The sequence below is a fragment of the Pseudomonas imrae genome, from assembly GCF_046352735.2.
Classification (GTDB): domain Bacteria; phylum Pseudomonadota; class Gammaproteobacteria; order Pseudomonadales; family Pseudomonadaceae; genus Aquipseudomonas; species Aquipseudomonas imrae.
This window is the reverse complement of the sequence record NZ_CP110853.2, coordinates 198,772-215,047: the sequence shown is the minus strand read 5'-3', so window position 1 is coordinate 215,047 and position 16,276 is coordinate 198,772. Positions and strand designations below refer to the sequence as shown.

13 protein-coding genes are annotated in these 16,276 nt (G+C 55.8%); 3 read left to right on the top strand and 10 right to left on the bottom strand.

The features are described 5' to 3' along the window. Positions 1 to 478: 478 nt before the first annotated feature. Complete coding sequence (locus OQ460_RS00875; RefSeq protein WP_057006120.1) at positions 479 to 1,393, top strand: hypothetical protein; 915 nt, start codon at positions 479 to 481, stop codon at positions 1,391 to 1,393. Positions 1,394 to 1,913: 520 nt separating this feature from the next. On the opposite strand, the gene OQ460_RS00870 is transcribed toward OQ460_RS00875, so the two are convergent. The 7 genes from OQ460_RS00870 to OQ460_RS00840 form a co-directional block, all read right to left on the bottom strand. Beyond that, positions 1,914 to 2,408: a hypothetical protein gene (locus OQ460_RS00870; protein ID WP_410020066.1), complete on the bottom strand. Its 495-nt coding sequence runs from the start codon at positions 2,406 to 2,408 to the stop codon at positions 1,914 to 1,916. A gap of 310 nt (positions 2,409 to 2,718) precedes the next feature. Then, entirely contained in the window at positions 2,719 to 3,858 is a 1,140-nt protein-coding gene (locus tag OQ460_RS00865) for an SGNH/GDSL hydrolase family protein (protein ID WP_410020065.1), read from the bottom strand. Next, the gene (locus OQ460_RS00860; RefSeq protein ID WP_410020064.1) at positions 3,845 to 5,677 is read right to left on the bottom strand and encodes a carbamoyltransferase; all 1,833 of its coding nucleotides are present in this window, start codon (positions 5,675 to 5,677) and stop codon (positions 3,845 to 3,847) included. Before OQ460_RS00860 ends, OQ460_RS00865 begins: the two co-directional genes overlap by 14 nt. Beyond that, complete coding sequence (locus tag OQ460_RS00855; RefSeq protein ID WP_410020063.1) at positions 5,674 to 6,291, bottom strand: LysE family translocator; 618 nt, start codon at positions 6,289 to 6,291, stop codon at positions 5,674 to 5,676. The genes OQ460_RS00860 and OQ460_RS00855 overlap by 4 nt, the downstream gene beginning before the upstream one ends. Next, on the bottom strand, positions 6,288 to 7,970 hold the full coding sequence (locus OQ460_RS00850; RefSeq protein ID WP_410021898.1) for an iron-containing redox enzyme family protein: 1,683 nt from the start codon (positions 7,968 to 7,970) through the stop codon (positions 6,288 to 6,290). The genes OQ460_RS00855 and OQ460_RS00850 overlap by 4 nt, the downstream gene beginning before the upstream one ends. 573 nt (positions 7,971 to 8,543) lie before the next feature. After that, on the bottom strand, positions 8,544 to 9,179 hold the full coding sequence (locus tag OQ460_RS00845; RefSeq protein ID WP_410020062.1) for a LysE family translocator: 636 nt from the start codon (positions 9,177 to 9,179) through the stop codon (positions 8,544 to 8,546). A 23-nt stretch (positions 9,180 to 9,202) separates the two neighbouring features. Further along, positions 9,203 to 9,865, bottom strand: coding sequence for a YqcI/YcgG family protein (locus OQ460_RS00840; RefSeq protein WP_410020061.1), 663 nt, complete (start codon positions 9,863 to 9,865; stop codon positions 9,203 to 9,205). Positions 9,866 to 10,095: 230 nt separating this feature from the next. On the opposite strand from OQ460_RS00840, the gene OQ460_RS00835 reads away from it, so the two are divergent. After that, positions 10,096 to 11,016, top strand: a complete 921-nt coding sequence (locus OQ460_RS00835) for a LysR substrate-binding domain-containing protein (RefSeq protein ID WP_410020060.1) — start codon at positions 10,096 to 10,098, stop codon at positions 11,014 to 11,016. Between the two features lie 83 nt (positions 11,017 to 11,099). Here the strand turns inward: OQ460_RS00835 and OQ460_RS00830 are convergent, their stop codons facing one another. From OQ460_RS00830 to OQ460_RS00820, 3 genes are read right to left on the bottom strand one after another with little or no spacing between them, the layout of a single operon-like run. Beyond that, complete coding sequence (locus OQ460_RS00830) at positions 11,100 to 11,711, bottom strand: hypothetical protein (protein ID WP_410020059.1); 612 nt, start codon at positions 11,709 to 11,711, stop codon at positions 11,100 to 11,102. After that, a complete protein-coding gene (locus OQ460_RS00825) occupies positions 11,708 to 12,268 on the bottom strand; it encodes an RNA polymerase sigma factor (RefSeq protein ID WP_410020058.1) in 561 nt (186 codons plus the stop codon). The genes OQ460_RS00830 and OQ460_RS00825 overlap by 4 nt, the downstream gene beginning before the upstream one ends. Positions 12,269 to 12,293: 25 nt before the next feature. After that, on the bottom strand, positions 12,294 to 13,943 hold the full coding sequence (locus OQ460_RS00820) for a vWA domain-containing protein (RefSeq protein ID WP_410020057.1): 1,650 nt from the start codon (positions 13,941 to 13,943) through the stop codon (positions 12,294 to 12,296). A gap of 461 nt (positions 13,944 to 14,404) precedes the next feature. Between OQ460_RS00820 and OQ460_RS00815 the strand changes: the two genes are divergently transcribed. Further along, complete coding sequence (locus tag OQ460_RS00815) at positions 14,405 to 16,270, top strand: M10 family metallopeptidase C-terminal domain-containing protein (protein WP_410020056.1); 1,866 nt, start codon at positions 14,405 to 14,407, stop codon at positions 16,268 to 16,270. Positions 16,271 to 16,276: the final 6 nt, after the last annotated feature.

Genomic DNA, 16,276 nt, shown 5'->3' with positions numbered 1-16,276 from the left:
ACGCTTTGGAGTGCTGTTTGCCAATAACGAACAGGTGAGACACAGCAACAGGACTCCAATATCGCCTGGGACCCTGGGGATGTTCTGTTGGTACGGGGTAGGAAACCCGCGCGTCCGTGTTAGCGGCTGGATTTTTTAAGTCGGTTGACAGGTTGACGTGGTTGACACCCATCACCGTGGTTGACGCTATGCAGGTGTTCACTATCAGCAACAGATACAGCCACCTTTACCGAAACTGTAACGATGACCCTTTTTCTTCAAGAAACTTTCAATTTCAACGATTGAAATTTCAGTAACTTCCAATGCCTCCAACTAACTCGATCCCGCGGGTTTCATGCCCCGTGTGGTCAGTAAATCTCCAGGGTCCCCAGCAGGTTCTGAACCCCATGCTGGCACCCTCACCTTTTTCGACTAGCGCTCGCGTGATAGCGGTGCTATTGAGATTGAAACGACGGGGCGACCGGCAAGGAAAGCAATAATGAGTGAAGAGCGAGATTTACCTATTGAAGGGGAGTGCACCGTTCACTCCCACCCCGTACCGGCTGATGAGCTTTCGCGTTACAGCGTTGAAAGCGACCTTCATGCTGAACGAGACATCGCTAATTATGTCGAGGGGCAAGCTCCGGATGAGATCGTTCAGCACGTAGAGCGAATCAAAAAGGAAATCGTGCTGGGGGATGTTTATGAAATCTGGGACGTGACGACCGATAAGGATCGTTGGTGGGTTATCACAAACCTCACGAATCTCTATTCCCAGAAGCACTTCCCTACACTCGACTACACCATATCCTTTCATATTGGGCTGATGATGAGGCTGAGGAGTCGGCCGGATCGAATTGACAGCTCTGACCCAACGCCGTTTGACGAGGTATTTCGGCGCATGGACCAGGCCGATGCTCGTCACGATGCGGCCGTCGAAGCAGAGGATTTTCAGGCTGTAGGCATGCTCTTGCGAGAGGCACTCATCTCGTTGATAGGTGCCATCAGGAGGTTGAGCGAAATACCCCAAGAAGTAGATCGCCCACAAGATGCCAACTTCATCGCATGGATTGAGCTGCTGATGAATCACCTATGTGGAGGCGGAAGCAACAAGGAATTGCGACAGCATTTGAAGAACCTCTCCAAGGAGGCTTGGCAGCTATCAAATTGGTTGACCCATACGAAGAGTGCGAGCAGAACGGCCTCTTCGATAGCCATCCACACTTGTCAGACTGTTGTAGGTCATATGATGCAGATACTTAAGCGGGAGGAGCAGGATCAGACCGACCTGTGCCCCATCTGTAAGTCGCGGGACGTCCGCAAGCATTTCGATATCGATATCCCGCCGGAGGGCGACTCCTATCTCAGCTGCGGCGTTTGTGACTGGCACGATCATCCGGGAACGAATCCTTAGAACTCATTCGGCTGGCATCTTTTTAGCCCCCAGCAGTCGCCGCCCTGTATGCCCACGTGTATGCCTAACCCAAAGACACTTGACGTAACCCATATAAAACGGGCGTCTCACAGCCCAGTTCAAACGACGCCGGGGCACCATCTTCTTTCCCTTGTATTACAAGGGAATAGCACTCCTGACAGAAACCTGTCCTAGTCCTGAAAGTCATTTTTTCCACAAACTTTCCACACTTGAACGTGGCGAGAATGGTCGGAATGGCAACAAATCAGGACCGCGGCAAGTATCAGTGGGAAGCGCAAATCCGCCGTAAGGGCTACCCAGCCCAGCGCAAAACCTTCGAAACCAACGCCGATGCCCAAGCCTGGACACGGCCCATCGTCCAACTGGCGATTGAGACAGCCATGCGCCGAAGCAAGAGTTTCGAGTTGCGCTGGAAGCACGTAAATCTAGATCGCAGAACCATCCCGCTTTCACCAAAGGTCATCCATCGGCTGAAGGATTTACCACGCTCGCTGTGCGGTCAGAGTGATGACTTGTCGGCTATTCGAGCCGCTTGCGCTCGTTCAGAGAGCGGGATATCCGGCGGTAACATCGCCAGGATATAGGCGACACGTAGGGGGCTTCCGAGATTGGCGATGAAGGTGAACGGCGAATCGGAGAATTCAAACACCAGATTAAAGGTGCCATATGCACTGCGCGTGTCCACTTGCGAAACATCGCTTAGCAGCCGTTGGCGATGCCGTATGACCCGGTAAATCAACTGTTGCCCGTCAAGACGAAATACTGGATTCAAACTATTGGTCGCCACCGCCATCCATGGAACACCACGCAATCCAGTAAACGTCGCCAATACCGGGAACGCTTTACCATCAAGCCCGGTACCCGGTGAATACGCGGGGGCGGCAGGCTTGGGTTTTCGCAGCTTTTTGAACAACCAGTACATGAACCACAGTGACAAGCCCTGAACAAAGATCACGACTGCGCCAAAGACGATTTCCTCCCAGCCAATATTCATTGTTTACCTTAACCTTGGCGGCGAACACGCGTCAGGTACTGTACGACCGATTAGGGACCTCGGCTCAGGCTGGCCTGGCATCAGGCATACCGATCGAGGTCAAGTTGTCTCAATTACGCGAGCTGAGTATCAGAGACCTTTACCGCGCCGTCAAAGTTGATGGTTTGTATCTGTAGATTGACCCTCGGGATGCTGTCGCTTGCTCACAATCAAAGAGTTCCCCGAACATCAGCCCGGGGAGTTTTCCCTCTGCCGACCGGCGTCGACGAATTAGCGCAACGGATAGATAGAGCCGCCACGTTTCTTTTTCTTACGCTTGAACAGGTTCAATATTTTTCGAATGATGCCCATGCTTTTGCTCCCGATAGAGGCCTAGTTCGGCGCTGATTTGTTTCGCCAGTTGTTCATTGCCCAGGTCATTGAAATGGACGCGGTCTACAAACAGGGTTTCATTGAATACCGGCGACCGCTTGAGCATGACGTTCATGTCCAGGCAGCGAATATCGCCAGCTTTGGTTTGGATATGCCGGAAAAACGGCGCATGCACTTCCTTGCCCAGTACACCGCTGAACAACCGGTAGAAGTTGTTCGGACAACTGTCGATGGCATGGAAAACGGCCTCTTCCTCAGGCGTCAGTTGGTCCCGGCACCAATGAGACAGAGGCTGAAGGACAAAGCTGAGGGTGGCGTTACTGCCCGATAGCAGCAGTTTCCACTGCTTCAATGCATCCGTGATGGATTCAGCCGCGCGCTCAAGGCGGGCATCCAGTGAGATCCCCTCGTCGGTGATGACTTCATCGGCAGGATTTTCATAGAACAATGCATTTTTGCAGCGCTGTACCCAGGATTCACCGCCTTTGGAGCCGAACGAGTTCTTCTTGCGCTGCATGTCCTCGTTGAACTTGTTCATGTAATGCTGGAATTCGAAAGAGTAGTAGTAACGCCCATGCTCGCTGGCAAATTCATCCGGGATACCTTCCAGTGCCAAGGTATTGATACCGCTGAACACCACCACATGGCCGATATCCCCCAGGCGTTTTTGATGCATCAGGAACATCAGCAATTCCTGGGTGGAGTTGTAGCCGCGCCCGGAAAAATTCAGCCACACCTCACCGGTCAATTCACTGAGCCTGGAGGCCACGGTGGATGCGTCGCGCGTGGCGCCAACGCCCAAGGCAGTCGAGCCGCCTACCAGCAAGTTGACCTTGCCGTGGGCGGGCAGCTCGGTGACCGAAAAGCGCTGTCCTGCCAGCTCGCTGTAGCGAAACCCGAAGGCATCCGTATTGATGGTCGGCGACCGAAAATTCTTTTCATGAAAGTACATGGTGTAGGGCACCCAGCGTGCCCCAATGTGCATGAAACTGTCGTAGTCACGAATTTGCGGGGTCCATTTATAAACCTCCTGCACGGCCTGGTGGTGATCCAGTGCGGGCTTGTCAGTCGAGGGCATAGTGCGTTCTCCAGTCAGTATCTTCATTCCATTGAGGCTGTTCGGATTTGGTCAGCAGAAACTGGCCGATCACCAGGCAATCCATTTCCGTGCGCATGAAACAGCGGTAGGCGTCTTCCGGGCTCTCGACAATAGGCTCGCCCCGGACGTTGAACGAGGTATTGATAAGTACCGGGCAACCCGTCCGATTGGCAAAGGAGGTGAGCAACTGACGGAACAGGGGATTGTGCTTCCCGTCCACGGTTTGCACCCTTGCGGAGAAGTCCACATGAGTGACCGCCGGTATCTGCGAGCGCTTGAGCTTGAGCTTCTCGATGCCGACGTAACCCACATCGTCAACGCTCGGCTCACGCTTGTCGGGCTGCACCGGGGCGACGATCAGCATGTAAGGCGACGGCTGATCCAGATCGAACCAATGATGCGCCTCCTCGGCCAGCACCACCGGCGCGAAGGGGCGAAACGACTCGCGGTTCTTGATCTTGAGGTTCATCACGCTTTGCATGTGTTCGCTACGGGGATTACCCAGGATCGACCGCGCGCCAAGCGACCGAGGGCCAAACTCCATGCGCCCCTGAAACCATCCGACCACTTTGTCGTCCGCAAGCTGCGCCGCCGTCGCCTCAACCAATGCCGAAGGGTCGAGTCTTTGATAATTGGCGTTCAACTGACGCAGATTCTGCTCGATGTGGGCATTGCTGTAGTCGTTGCCCAGATAAGCGCCTTGCATGCTGTCTTCGACACCATCTGCTTCACGCTGCAGGCCGGATTTTTCGTAATGACATTGCAAAGCCGCGCCCAGGGACCCTCCAGAATCCCCCGAGGCAGGCTGGATGAAAATACTTTTGAACAGTCCGGAACGCGCCAGCTTGCCATTGGCCACGCAGTTCAGCGCGACACCGCCGGAAAGACACAGATGCTCGGCCTGGGTCGCGGCCTTGACCTTGCGCGCCAGCCCCAGCATGACCTGCTCGGTGACCACCTGGATCGAGGCGGCCAAGTCCATTTCCCGCTGCGTGATGCGAGCTTCTGGTTCGCGAGGCGGACCGGCGAACAACACCTCAAAGGCATCGCTGATCATCCGCTCGCCGACCTCGTAGTCGAAGTACTGACGCTCAAGGGTAAAACTGCCGTCATCCGCAATCTGGATGAGGTGCTCGAGAATAGTATCCACGTACTTCGGCTCGCCATAAGGCGCCAAGCCCATGAGTTTGTATTCTCCGGAGTCGACTTTGAAACCGCAGTAATACGTAAACGCCGAGTACAACAAACCAAGGGAATGGGGGAAGCGAATTTCAAACACCGGTTCAAGCTGGTTACCGGTGCCATGCCAGGCCGTAGTGGTCGACCACTCCCCTACGCCGTCGACGCACAACACCGCGGCGTCTTGAAACGGTGACGGGTAGAACGCTGAAGCCGCATGGCTCAAGTGATGCTGGCACAGGTACAGCGGTGGCATCACTACGCCGGGAAACAGCGCCCTCAGTTCGCTGGCGAGGATTCCGCTGACGTTCTTGCGCGCGGCAAACCTGGTGTAGTTCTGAGCGAAGGCCAACGCACCTCGCGGGAAATTATTCTTGTAGGTCTGGCAGATCCGCTCGAACTTGAGGTTCGGGTCTTCGTAGTACGCCAGCCAACTGATGTCAGCCAGGCTGATGCCTGCTTGATCGAGGCAGGCGAGCAAGGCCTTGCCCGGAAAACGCTTGTCCTGTTTGACCCGCGAGAAACGCTCCTCCTGCAAGGCACAGACGATTTTCCCGTCCTTGAGCAAGGTCACCGCACTGTCATGGTAAAAGGCTGAGATTCCGAGGATGTAGCTCATACCACCCCCTGTACGAACGCGAATAGCGCAATGGCGAAAAACAGGACCGGCGGCAGATAGTCAAACCAGGTAGCACGCTGGAGGGTAGCCCGCAACGAGTGTGCGGTGAGCCCCACCGTCATGTTCACGAGGATCCCACCAATGTTGAAGATCAGTCCGTAGAGCAAAAAATGCAGCCAGGCGGGACTTGCGTCGGAAGGCACGAATTGCGGCAGCAGGCTAATGAAAAACAGGCCGATTTTAGGGTTCGACAGGTTGATCAGCATGCCTTTGCTGAAGGCATAGTTGGCGGGGGCTGGCGCATTTTCGCTAACCGTAGCGGTATCGTTGCCCGCTCGAACCGGCCAGGAAATAAAGGCCAGATAAAGCAGGTAAAAAGCCCCCGCGATCTGCACGGCGCGATACAGCAGCGGCACTTCCTTGAAGATCAGCACCAAGCCGAACGCTGCCAGCAGCACATAGAAAAACACCCCGAACTCAACGCCCGCTGCAGCCCGCAAACCGGTGCGTACACCATGCTTGAGCGACTGGTTCATCACATAAAGCATCGCCGGTCCGGGGGAAAGGTTGATGACCAGCACTGCCAATATGAAAGATAAAAATCCGTAGCTCATGATGCATCCTGCCGTTGAGTGATTTTGTCGAAGCTGCGTTGGGTAAAGGCCCGCAAGGTGGAGAGCAATGAATCGGCAGGCGGGCTTAACGCGTGATAACCAACCCAGACGCGCTGCCAGTGACGGGAGAGTTCTGAGTGCCCACCGCTCTGCGCCACATCATCCAGATGCTGCTTGATCGCCTCTATCGCCCAAGCCGTATGGCCGCTGACCACGTTGTCGATGGTGTTGTGCAGGTCGGTAAACATCGAGCTGAAACCGTAGTGGCGCAGCACATCGGCTGAGCGGCGATACTCGCCCCCCACACCCGACAGCTCCATTGCGAGATTCAGTCCCAGGGTTTCCGGCTGGAAACTTTTCGGAAACAGTGAGATGGCCAACCAGAACACGGGGACCTGCAAGCATTCGCTGTCGAAATGGGCGCCGGCAGCAAAGGACTGCGCGGTGAAGTCCCCCAACTCGACGCCCATGCTGGCCAGCAGATCGTGATAGATATTGCCGTGATGAAGGGTGGTATCGCCTTGCCCGAGTTCATCAAGCAGGGTTCGGTACAGCAGCGCGCCGATGGGGCTGGTAGCACTGGCAGGCGTAACGATATTTCGCAGCCAGGCCCCGTCGATCAAGGTCAGCGGCGCAAGCTTGATTGCCTCGGCAATAATCTCCTCGCGTGTTTCTTGCGCAGCACCCGTCAACGGCCGATAGCTCTCGACCTGGCGCTTGTGCTGTGCAGCCAGCCACAGATCCAATTGTTGATGGCTGTATGGGCTGAACGGCAGGCCTTCGCTCTGCACGGCCTGCCGATGCCGGGCCAACCAGCGCTCTGCAAAATGCCTGGCCATTGGCAGTGCATCCGGTGCCTTGTCAATATGAAGGAACAGCGGATAAAGCTTGTGCAGCGGGTATCCAGAGTACTTCGCCAATGCTCGCTGCCACGCCTGTGCGAAAGCTGTGTCACAGGGCACGGCAGGGCGCTGAGCTTGTAGGTCAGTAGCGGCGTGGGTGGCTTGCGGGATACTTTTTGCGGTATTGAGCGTGGCAATCCACGTATCGACGACTTGAATATCTGCCGTGGAAAAGACCCCGAACATTCGGCCTTTCGGATTGCTGATGATGTTCATCAACGCGCTTTTTTCCGGCTGGCCAGCCTTGACGTAACGACTGTCCGCCAGCGCCTGAATCGTCGCATGTGCATTGAAGGTTTGTGGATCAAGCCAATGGTCAATGGGTTGCTCCGCCAACTGCCCACGCTTGTGATAACCACAGCCGTGAGGGCCGAGCTTTTCAATCAGCGCGACCATGTCTGCTGAGTTGCTGAAGCGCGCTTCATCCATCAGCTCGCTGGCCAGACGGCTTTCATTCGTGTGAATCAATCCCAACGCGCAGGCGTGGCCTGTGGCTATTTGCGCATGGGACTTGGGGTCGACCTGGGCCAGGTGATAGTCGATGGCCGCAAGGGCCAGCGGCCGATACTGCTCACTGGAAGCTTGTCCGAGGAGCGGGCTCCCGGCTTCGTCATCAAGGGCATTGAGCTGATCAAGATAGCTGCATAACGCAAGGTTGACGCCCAGGGTTTCGGCAAAGCGTGTCGCTGGAAACCATGCCAGGCCGAGCAAAAACACCGGTAGCTCGAAAGCGGCGTCCTGAATATCCGGGTGTTGACTGAAGCTGTTTGTGAACACTTCACTCAAATGCACCCCTGCCTGCCGTGCAGCTTGGTCGAATAGACAACTCTGGCTAAGTTTCGGGTGCCCGCCTCCCATGATTTTTGCGTGGGTCTGAAGCAATAGCCCAGCGTCCCTGCGCCACGCATACGCGATGGACGTTACTCCGCAGAGCCAGCCACCCAGTGTTTTAAACAGCGGAGCATGCTGTAAAAAGAAATGCTGGCGCTGTTGCGCACTCCCCAGCCGACTGAGAACGTCTTGCCGAATTTGCCGCCCAATTGTCTCGGCGCCCCGCTCTTGGGCAAGCATCACCTCGGCAAAGTCTGAGGCATCTACAGCACAGCGATAACCCTCCAGACAATGGTTGACGTTGCCCCAGACCAACTCTACCAGCCTGTGACACTCCTCCTGATTGACCAGCCTGAAAAACCACTGCCTGGGACCCTGCTGGAACTTTGCGAGTTCCGTAGCAGGAACGCCGAGAAAGCTCGGTCCGTCGTAAGCAGGCAAAAAAGGGGAACTACCAGCCATCACTCGATCCTTGTTTGGTTGGGTTTGAGCGGCGTGCAGAGTCAGGCAACCGGCGTACTAGCCAATAGCAGGCTGAAACAGAAGCTCGCGCACGTTGTAGACCAGCCCCAACAGAGCTACTAGCAGCAAGGCGATTCCCGAACACTTGGAAATCAACTGTTGGTTGGTGTCGTTGAGCAGCTTTCGGGTAATGAAAATGTAGGTACCCAGAATGAGCAGATCGATTACAACCCACAGCAGCGACAGCAATAGCAGGCTGTGCTTCGATGAAGAGGTGACCTGAATGAATTGGGGAAAGAAGGATATGAAGAAAATAATGTCCTTCGGGTTTGAAATACCCACGATAAAACCGCGCCATAGCCCGCCTTGGGCTGCATTTTTCACCGGCGCTTGTGTACTCGAAGGCGCGGGTACGCTTCTGAGCGTATCGAGCGCCAGGTAACCAATGAACAGGCAGCCCACCAGGCTGAGAATGTTCAACAACATGATGTTAATGGCGGCGCTGGTCACAATGATGTACGAGGCCAACGCAATCAGCACCAGGGAAGCCCAGTTCGTCCCGATTGCCGTCGAAAGCGCCTTTCTTGGCCCAGACACACTGGCTGTAGCAACCACTAATGCAACGACAGGGCCCGGCGTCGCTATCAGCAACATAACAGTCAAGATATAAGTTACGGTCAATGCAGTGTTCAAAACTTTTTTGCCCCTTGGGTGGGTTACTTGATGTTCATCCGAAAAGGGCACCGTTCATGGCTCAGTGCTCCTGGTTCTTCGAGTTGGTACTGTTTTATTTCAAGGCTGCCACGCTCGCCAAAAACACCAAGTGTCTGAGACTTGATACCCTGGTTATAAGCTTCTGACCTTGAACGAATACGATCGCGAATACGTTGACCGCTCACCGAGTTACCAGCCGCTACTTGGTCAAAGTTTTCCCGTGGGTTGATCACGAAAACAATATGCGAACCCAGGTTTCGGCTTTTCATCACGCTATGTTGAGGAAAGCTCATATTGATAAACAGCGGCATACCCAGGAAGGAAAATGTCCAATGCTCGCTATTAAGGTCGGCTGGAATCTCCTCTGGCCAAGGTCCGGGATCTTGGTCATGCAGTTGCTGTAACAGATCCCAGGCGTATAGCTGCTCAAGCTCAAGGGTGCCAAAATCATTTTTCTCGAATAACACGATCAAGGGCTTGCCGATTCTATACTTCAACGACCAGGATCTTACTTTTTGCACGTAAGAACTCAGCCCTGCAATGAGATCTGCAACGCCTTTTTCTTTACCGACAAAAAGCAGTTCAGTGCTTAAAGCATTGACCGCCTTTTTTCCAAACAAACAGGGAAAGTCATCTTGATTGACGATTGTCTCAAATGTTTCCAAGGCGGTTGTCGCCCATGTCTTCTGGTAAGACTCACACCCGTTTATATACTCAAGCAAATCCAACTTATTAACGCATCGTCCATGTATAGCTAGCATTACATCTCCAAGAGAACGTCTAAAAAGTTATATGTATATAGCTTTTTTAGACGCGCATTCTGGAAGGGCAAGCGAACGTTGTAAAACGAGTTAGATTATGATGTAGTATTAGCTTTACTCATGGTAGAGACCTCGTGACAGAACGGATTCCAGCACTTTATTCACTACGGGCCTTTGAAGTTGCAGCGCGCTTTTGCTCATTCAGTAAGGCTGCCAACGAGTTAGCTGTCACTCAAAGCGCGGTCAGCCACCACGTCAAGACCCTCGAAGAACTCTTTGGCTGCAATCTTTTTGAACGCCATGGACCAAAGATCAGCCTCACTGATCATGGACGCCTGCTGGCTGAAGAACTGAAAGTCGGCTTCAAAATCATTGAAAGTGCATGTGCGCTTTTGAAAGTAGACCGCCATCGTCTGCGCCTCAAGGCCCCCTCGACGCTAACGATCCGCTGGTTGCTTAGAGCGCTTGATAAATTCAATAGAGCCAACAGTGACTGCTCCGTCCAGCTGTCCAGCGTGTGGATGGATGTGGATGAGGTGGACTTCTATTCCGAGCCGTACGATTGCGCAATCCTCTTGGGGGACGGCAATTTTGGTCCGGGTGTGGAGAGTTTCAAGTTATTTGATGAGTGGTTGATTCCGATTTGTAGCCCTGGGTACCTGGAGGCGAGTGAATGCACATTGGCGTCACTCAACGGGCATGAATTGCTACACCCTTCCACAGACCGGCGCGACTGGCGGCGCTGGTTGAAAAAGATGGGCTGCCTTGACACTACCAACCTTGAACGAGGCCAACTGTTCGACACTTTGGATCAAGGGATTGCCGCGGCCGTTCAAAGTATGGGTATTTCAGTCGCAGATCTGGTGCTGGTCGCCCAGGAAGTACAACTGGGCCAACTACGGCTTCCGTTCAAATGCGCTGTGGCAACGGGCGATGGTTATTACATGACCTGGCTCAAAGCCAGTCCAAAAGCGCGCCATATGGTTCAGTTACGGGAACATCTGATGACTCAGGTTCCTGCCCTGCCAGAGCATGACATTGAATACCTGAGCTAATCACAACGAGCGCCTCGAACCCAACGCCGCGCGCAAAAAAAGCCCCATGTCGAAAGACCTGGGGCTTTTTTTGCGCGACGTGGCTAGCGCTTTTGCAGCGCCTCCAAACGAGCGGGCAAGTCCTCGCCGGGAAAGCGTTTATGCAACGCCAGCAGCTTTTCATCCGCCGCCCTTGCTTCTCCCGCCTGACGCAAGCGCAGAATCTCGTGCAGCTCTTGTTCCAGCGTGGGTAATACGGCTGCCGCCGCGCGCTTGCTCATTCTGGCAGCAGGCGCGTCAGCCATTGCGCCCGATACCTCAGCCTGGATCTGCATGCTGTCAGCCTGCGGCGCCATGGCGAGCCGTGCCATGGGCGCGGGTGCCGCTGGAGCTGCCAGCGCAGGCGGCGGTGGCGCGGCGGCGTATTGCGCAGCCTCGGGCGCAGGCAACTCGGCGGTGGGGACAGGCGAGCGCACGACCAGGCCGATCATCAGCGCTACGCCTGCCACCGTGGCGAATGCCATCTGCCAGCGCGGCCGTTGGCAGGCCTGCAACCAGCGTTGCCACAGGTTTAGCTGGGGCGCCGGCGCTTCGCGGAGAGCAGTGGCGAGGATGAAAGCATCCATGGATGCCGGCGGCTCACCGCTGGCGTGTTGACGAAAATGCTGGGTCAGCAGTTCGTCGGTCGAATCCGGGTTGTGTCGGGAGTCAGTCATACGGGTACCTCCTCGGCCAGCAGCCGACGCAGTTTCTGCTGGGCGTAACGCAAACGGCTTTTGACGGTTTCCAGCGGAGCGCCGGTCAAGGCAGCAATCTGCGGCACTTCCAGGTCGCCATGCAGGCGCAGCAGGAACACTTCCCGCTGGTCCTCGGGCAAATCCTGCAGCGCGGCATCGAGGCGGCCCTGGTCACGGCTCAGGCTCAATTGCTGCTCGGGGCCGGCGCTGTCGTCCAGTTGGCCATGAAGCTGTTCGTCGTAGCTATCGTGCAACGGGTTGTGAACACCGTGCTTGCGCCAATGATCGATCAGGCGGTTGCGCGCAATCTGGAACAGCCAGGTACGAAAGCTCGCCCGCCCCTGTGGCTGAGTGCTGCTGCGGATCAGGCTGAGCCAGGTGTCCTGGAAAACTTCCTCGGCCAGTTCCGCCTTATTGCTCAAAGACATAAGAAAACGGTACAGGCCCTGCCGATGGCGGGCGTACAGGGCTTCAAACGCAGCACCGTCACCATCGCGATAGCGGGCCAGCAGGGCCTCGTCACTGGGTGAATCCATTGAATGCCAAACTCCTTTCCGATGATCAGTGCGTAACCTGCACCTTGAGACTCTGCGCCAGCTCGACCAGTTGCACAAACTCGTTGCGCAGGCCAAACGGGTCGTCACCTCGGGCAGCGCGCGCCAAAGCGGCAGTGTCGGCCAGGCTCATGGCGCCAGTGTAGCGTCCGTCACTCTTGAGTTGCTGGGCAAAGGCCGCCACTGCGGCCGAGAAGCGCAAATCATCGCTGGGCATGGCGTTAGTTGGCTGATTGTTGATCGCGCGCTCGATCAGCCGGCTATCTCCACCTTCCGCCGGTTTGTAGCGTACTCGCAACATGGCCAGTTCGGCGCTTTTGCCCTCAACGGCGGGGGAAGCGTAGCGCAGCGGCTCCAGCCACCCCTTCTCGCCCTTCGGGACGATTTCATACAACGCAGTAACGGTATGCCCGGCGCCGATCTCGCCCGCATCCACTTTGTCGTTGTTAAAGTCCTCGCGTTTCAACGCGCGGTTTTCATAGCCCAGCAGGCGATATTCACTGACCTGGGCCGGGTTGAATTCCACCTGCAACTTCACATCCCGCGCTACCACCGCCAAGGTCGAGCTGAGCTGATCCAACAGAACTTTACGGGCTTCGCGCAGGTTGTCGATGTAGGCGTAATTACCATCGCCGGCATCGGCCAGTTGTTCCATCAGGTGTTCATTGTAGTTATCCACGCCAAAACCCAGGGTAGTCAGGGAAACGCCACTTTTGCGCTGTTCAACCGCCATTTGCTTGAGGCTGTCGAAGTCGCTGATGCCGACGTTGAAGTCACCATCGGTGGCCAGCAGGATGCGGTTGATGCCCTTGTCGATGAACCCTTCGCGCGCCATCTGATAGGCCATTTCGATACCCGAAGCACCGGCCGTCGCACCGCCAGCGCTCAACTGTTCAATGGCGTTGCGGATCTTCGCCTTGTCACGGCCGGATGTCGGCTTGAGCACGACCCGCGACTCGCCGGCATACACCACCAGCGATACGCGATCCTGCTCACGCAACTGATCCACCAGCAGCTTAAGGGTGCTTTTGACCATCGGCAGGCCTTCGCGACGATCCATCGAGCCGGAGACGTCCACCAGGAATACCAGATTGGCCGGCGCCAAATCCGCCACCGCACGGTCGGACGCCTTGATACCGATGCGCAGTAGGCGGGTGTGCGGGTTCCACGGCGTTGTCGCCAACTCGGTGGTCACACCAAAGGGTGAGCCATCGGTGGGCAAGGCGTACGCGTAAGGAAAGTAGTTAACCATTTCCTCCAATCGCACAGCACCTTCGGGCGGCAGGCTGCCCTGATCGAGGAAACGTCGGACATTGGCATAACTGCCAGTGTCGACGTCGACGCTGAAGGTCGATACCGGCGTTTCGGCGACGCGGTGGACCGGGTTGTCCGGCAACTTCTGATACCGCTCGCGGGGCTCCTGGCGAACGACCGCATCGTTCATCTGCCCACGCAAGCTCATCGGCGCCGGGCTGGCCATACGTTTGACAAGGGAGGGCGGACTATACGCCGCCTCGCTTTGGTACTCCGGGCCGGAAGCGGCAGGCGCAGCGGGCTCATGCGCCGAGGGTAAGCCGCACCCAGCCAGCGTCGCCAACAGGGTCAGGGTAAATCCCTGGGTCAAGGGACGCAGGCGAAAGAGAGAATGACAGGACATCGGGCTAAGCCTCACAGGTGAATGGTCCGTACCAAACTTCAGACGCAACGTCCTTCTCGTTCGGGTTAAACGTCCCGCTTTTCCCGTCGGCTGTCGGACAAACCCGGCTAGAGGCTGCCCGCTGAACACTTCCTGAGTGACGTTAGGAAACTATAGGAAACCAAAAGTAATTTAATATTCCGACAACACCATGTGTCTGTCAAAACAGCAAAATCCACTTATAAAATAGAGCCAGAAAACACTAAAACCTCAAAAGCCATTAAATTCAATAACTTCAAAAAAACCAACAAAACTTACAGTCCCTTCGGATACTTCCCCCCACCAAAAACCGATATTCCGGAAACACTTTGGATATTGGCAACCTACTTCATCGGCGCCAGTTTATCGTGGACGCAAATGGAATCCGTCTAAAAATCCAATAAAAGGACAACTCAAAAAAATATTATCCAGAGTTCACGGAAATGAAAATTCACAACGAAGCTTTTACATCTAATCAATCCGCGTGCGCCCAACACAAGCAAGACGCAAATCAACCCTTCAACCATTCCGATCCCGCTTCACAACGCCAGCTACCCTCGTGGCCTCCAGCAATCAGGCCGCAACGACCTGTGCGCGACGAACGCACACCTGACACCCACCAACAGCCCACCCCGAAAACGTGGAACGGCAGCGATGAAACGCTGCGCCCGGATGACCCGTATATTTCCAAAGTCAACAAACGCTCCTTTGATACCTCGCAAACCATCAGACAGCTCACTCAACAGACTTCGAAGTGGCAAGACCGAAACGGCAACAATAAAACCGAGATCTCCTATACGTTCAACGGCAACGGCCGAAACTCCGGGTTCAACGAGACGCAAAAAGAGCAGGCCCGGCGTTCGATGCAATCGTGGGGGGATGTGGCAAATCTGACGTTTGCCGAAAATGGCGGCGCGGCCGAAGGTCGACTCAGTTTCAGTCTTTCCAACAGCGAGCGGACTGCCCACGGTACTTATCCAACGCCCAATGGCCGGGGAGGTGGTCAGACCGTATACAACCCAAGAATGGCTACCCGGGTCGTCATTACCCACGAGATCGGCCACGCTCTGGGCCTGAGTCATCCAGGACACTACAACGGCAGCGCCAACGAGAGCCAGCGGGCTTATGCGCAAGACTCCACCGCGCATACGGTCATGAGCTACTTTGGTGAACGCAGCAGCGGCAAAAACTGCGGCGGCACCAAACCCAGGGCCCCGATGATGGACGATATCAGCGCCATCCAACGCCAATACGGGGCCAACTATGAAACCCGCAAAGAAGACACCACTTACGGCTTCAACTCCAACACGCAGCGAGACTTCTACACCTTGGGCGCTTCCCAAGACAAGGCCGTGTTCTGCGTTTGGGATGGTGGTGGCAACGATACCCTGGACTTCTCTGGTTACTCCGCCAGCCAGACCATCAACCTCAAGGCCGGGTCGTTCTCGGATGTCGGGGGACTCAAGGGCAATGTATCTATCGCCAAGGGCGTAACCCTGGAGAATGCCGTTGGTGGGGCGGGCGCCGATGCACTCATCGGTAACGAGGCCAACAATCGCCTTACCGGCGGCGCAGGTGCGGACCGTCTGCGTGGTGGTGGCGGGGCGGACACCTTTGTCTACAACAACGCCAGCGATTCTTCGCCGAACAATCCCGATACGCTGATGGACTTCACCAGCGGTGTCGACAAGATCGACGTATCTGCTGCCATGAAAAACGCCAGGACGCCTGCCCTGACCTTTGTCAGCACGCTAAGTGGCAAGGCCGGCGAGGCCATCATCACTTACAACGAAAAATCCGGCACCGGGACCGTGTCAATCGACCTGACGGGCGCCGGCAAGGCCGACCTGCTGATCAACACCCACGGACAGGTCAAACCCACAGACTTCATCGATTCGCAGAATAACAAACCTACCCCTCTTGATACGCGCGTCACACCTGCGGTAACGCCTCCCACCCCTCCGAAGCCGGAGCCGAAGCCGGAGCCGGATCCCGCCCGCTTCGTATTTGACAAGGCCAGCCAATCGACCTACGACCAAGCCCGAGTACTCACGGATTTCGTCAGCGGCCAAGACAAGATCGATCTGAGGGGTGTGATCAAAGAAGCCGATACGCCCTTTAACCTGGTCGACAGCTATACGGGGCGCAAAGGCGACGCGATCGTCAAGCAGCACCCGCAAACCGGCCGCTACTACATCGGGGTGGACCTTACCGGCAATGGCCGTACAGACTTTCTGGTGAAAAGCACGCAGCCCCTCTCCCCCACAGACATCATCGGCCTGAGCGGGCAGCCCCTCCAAACAACCTGAAGACAC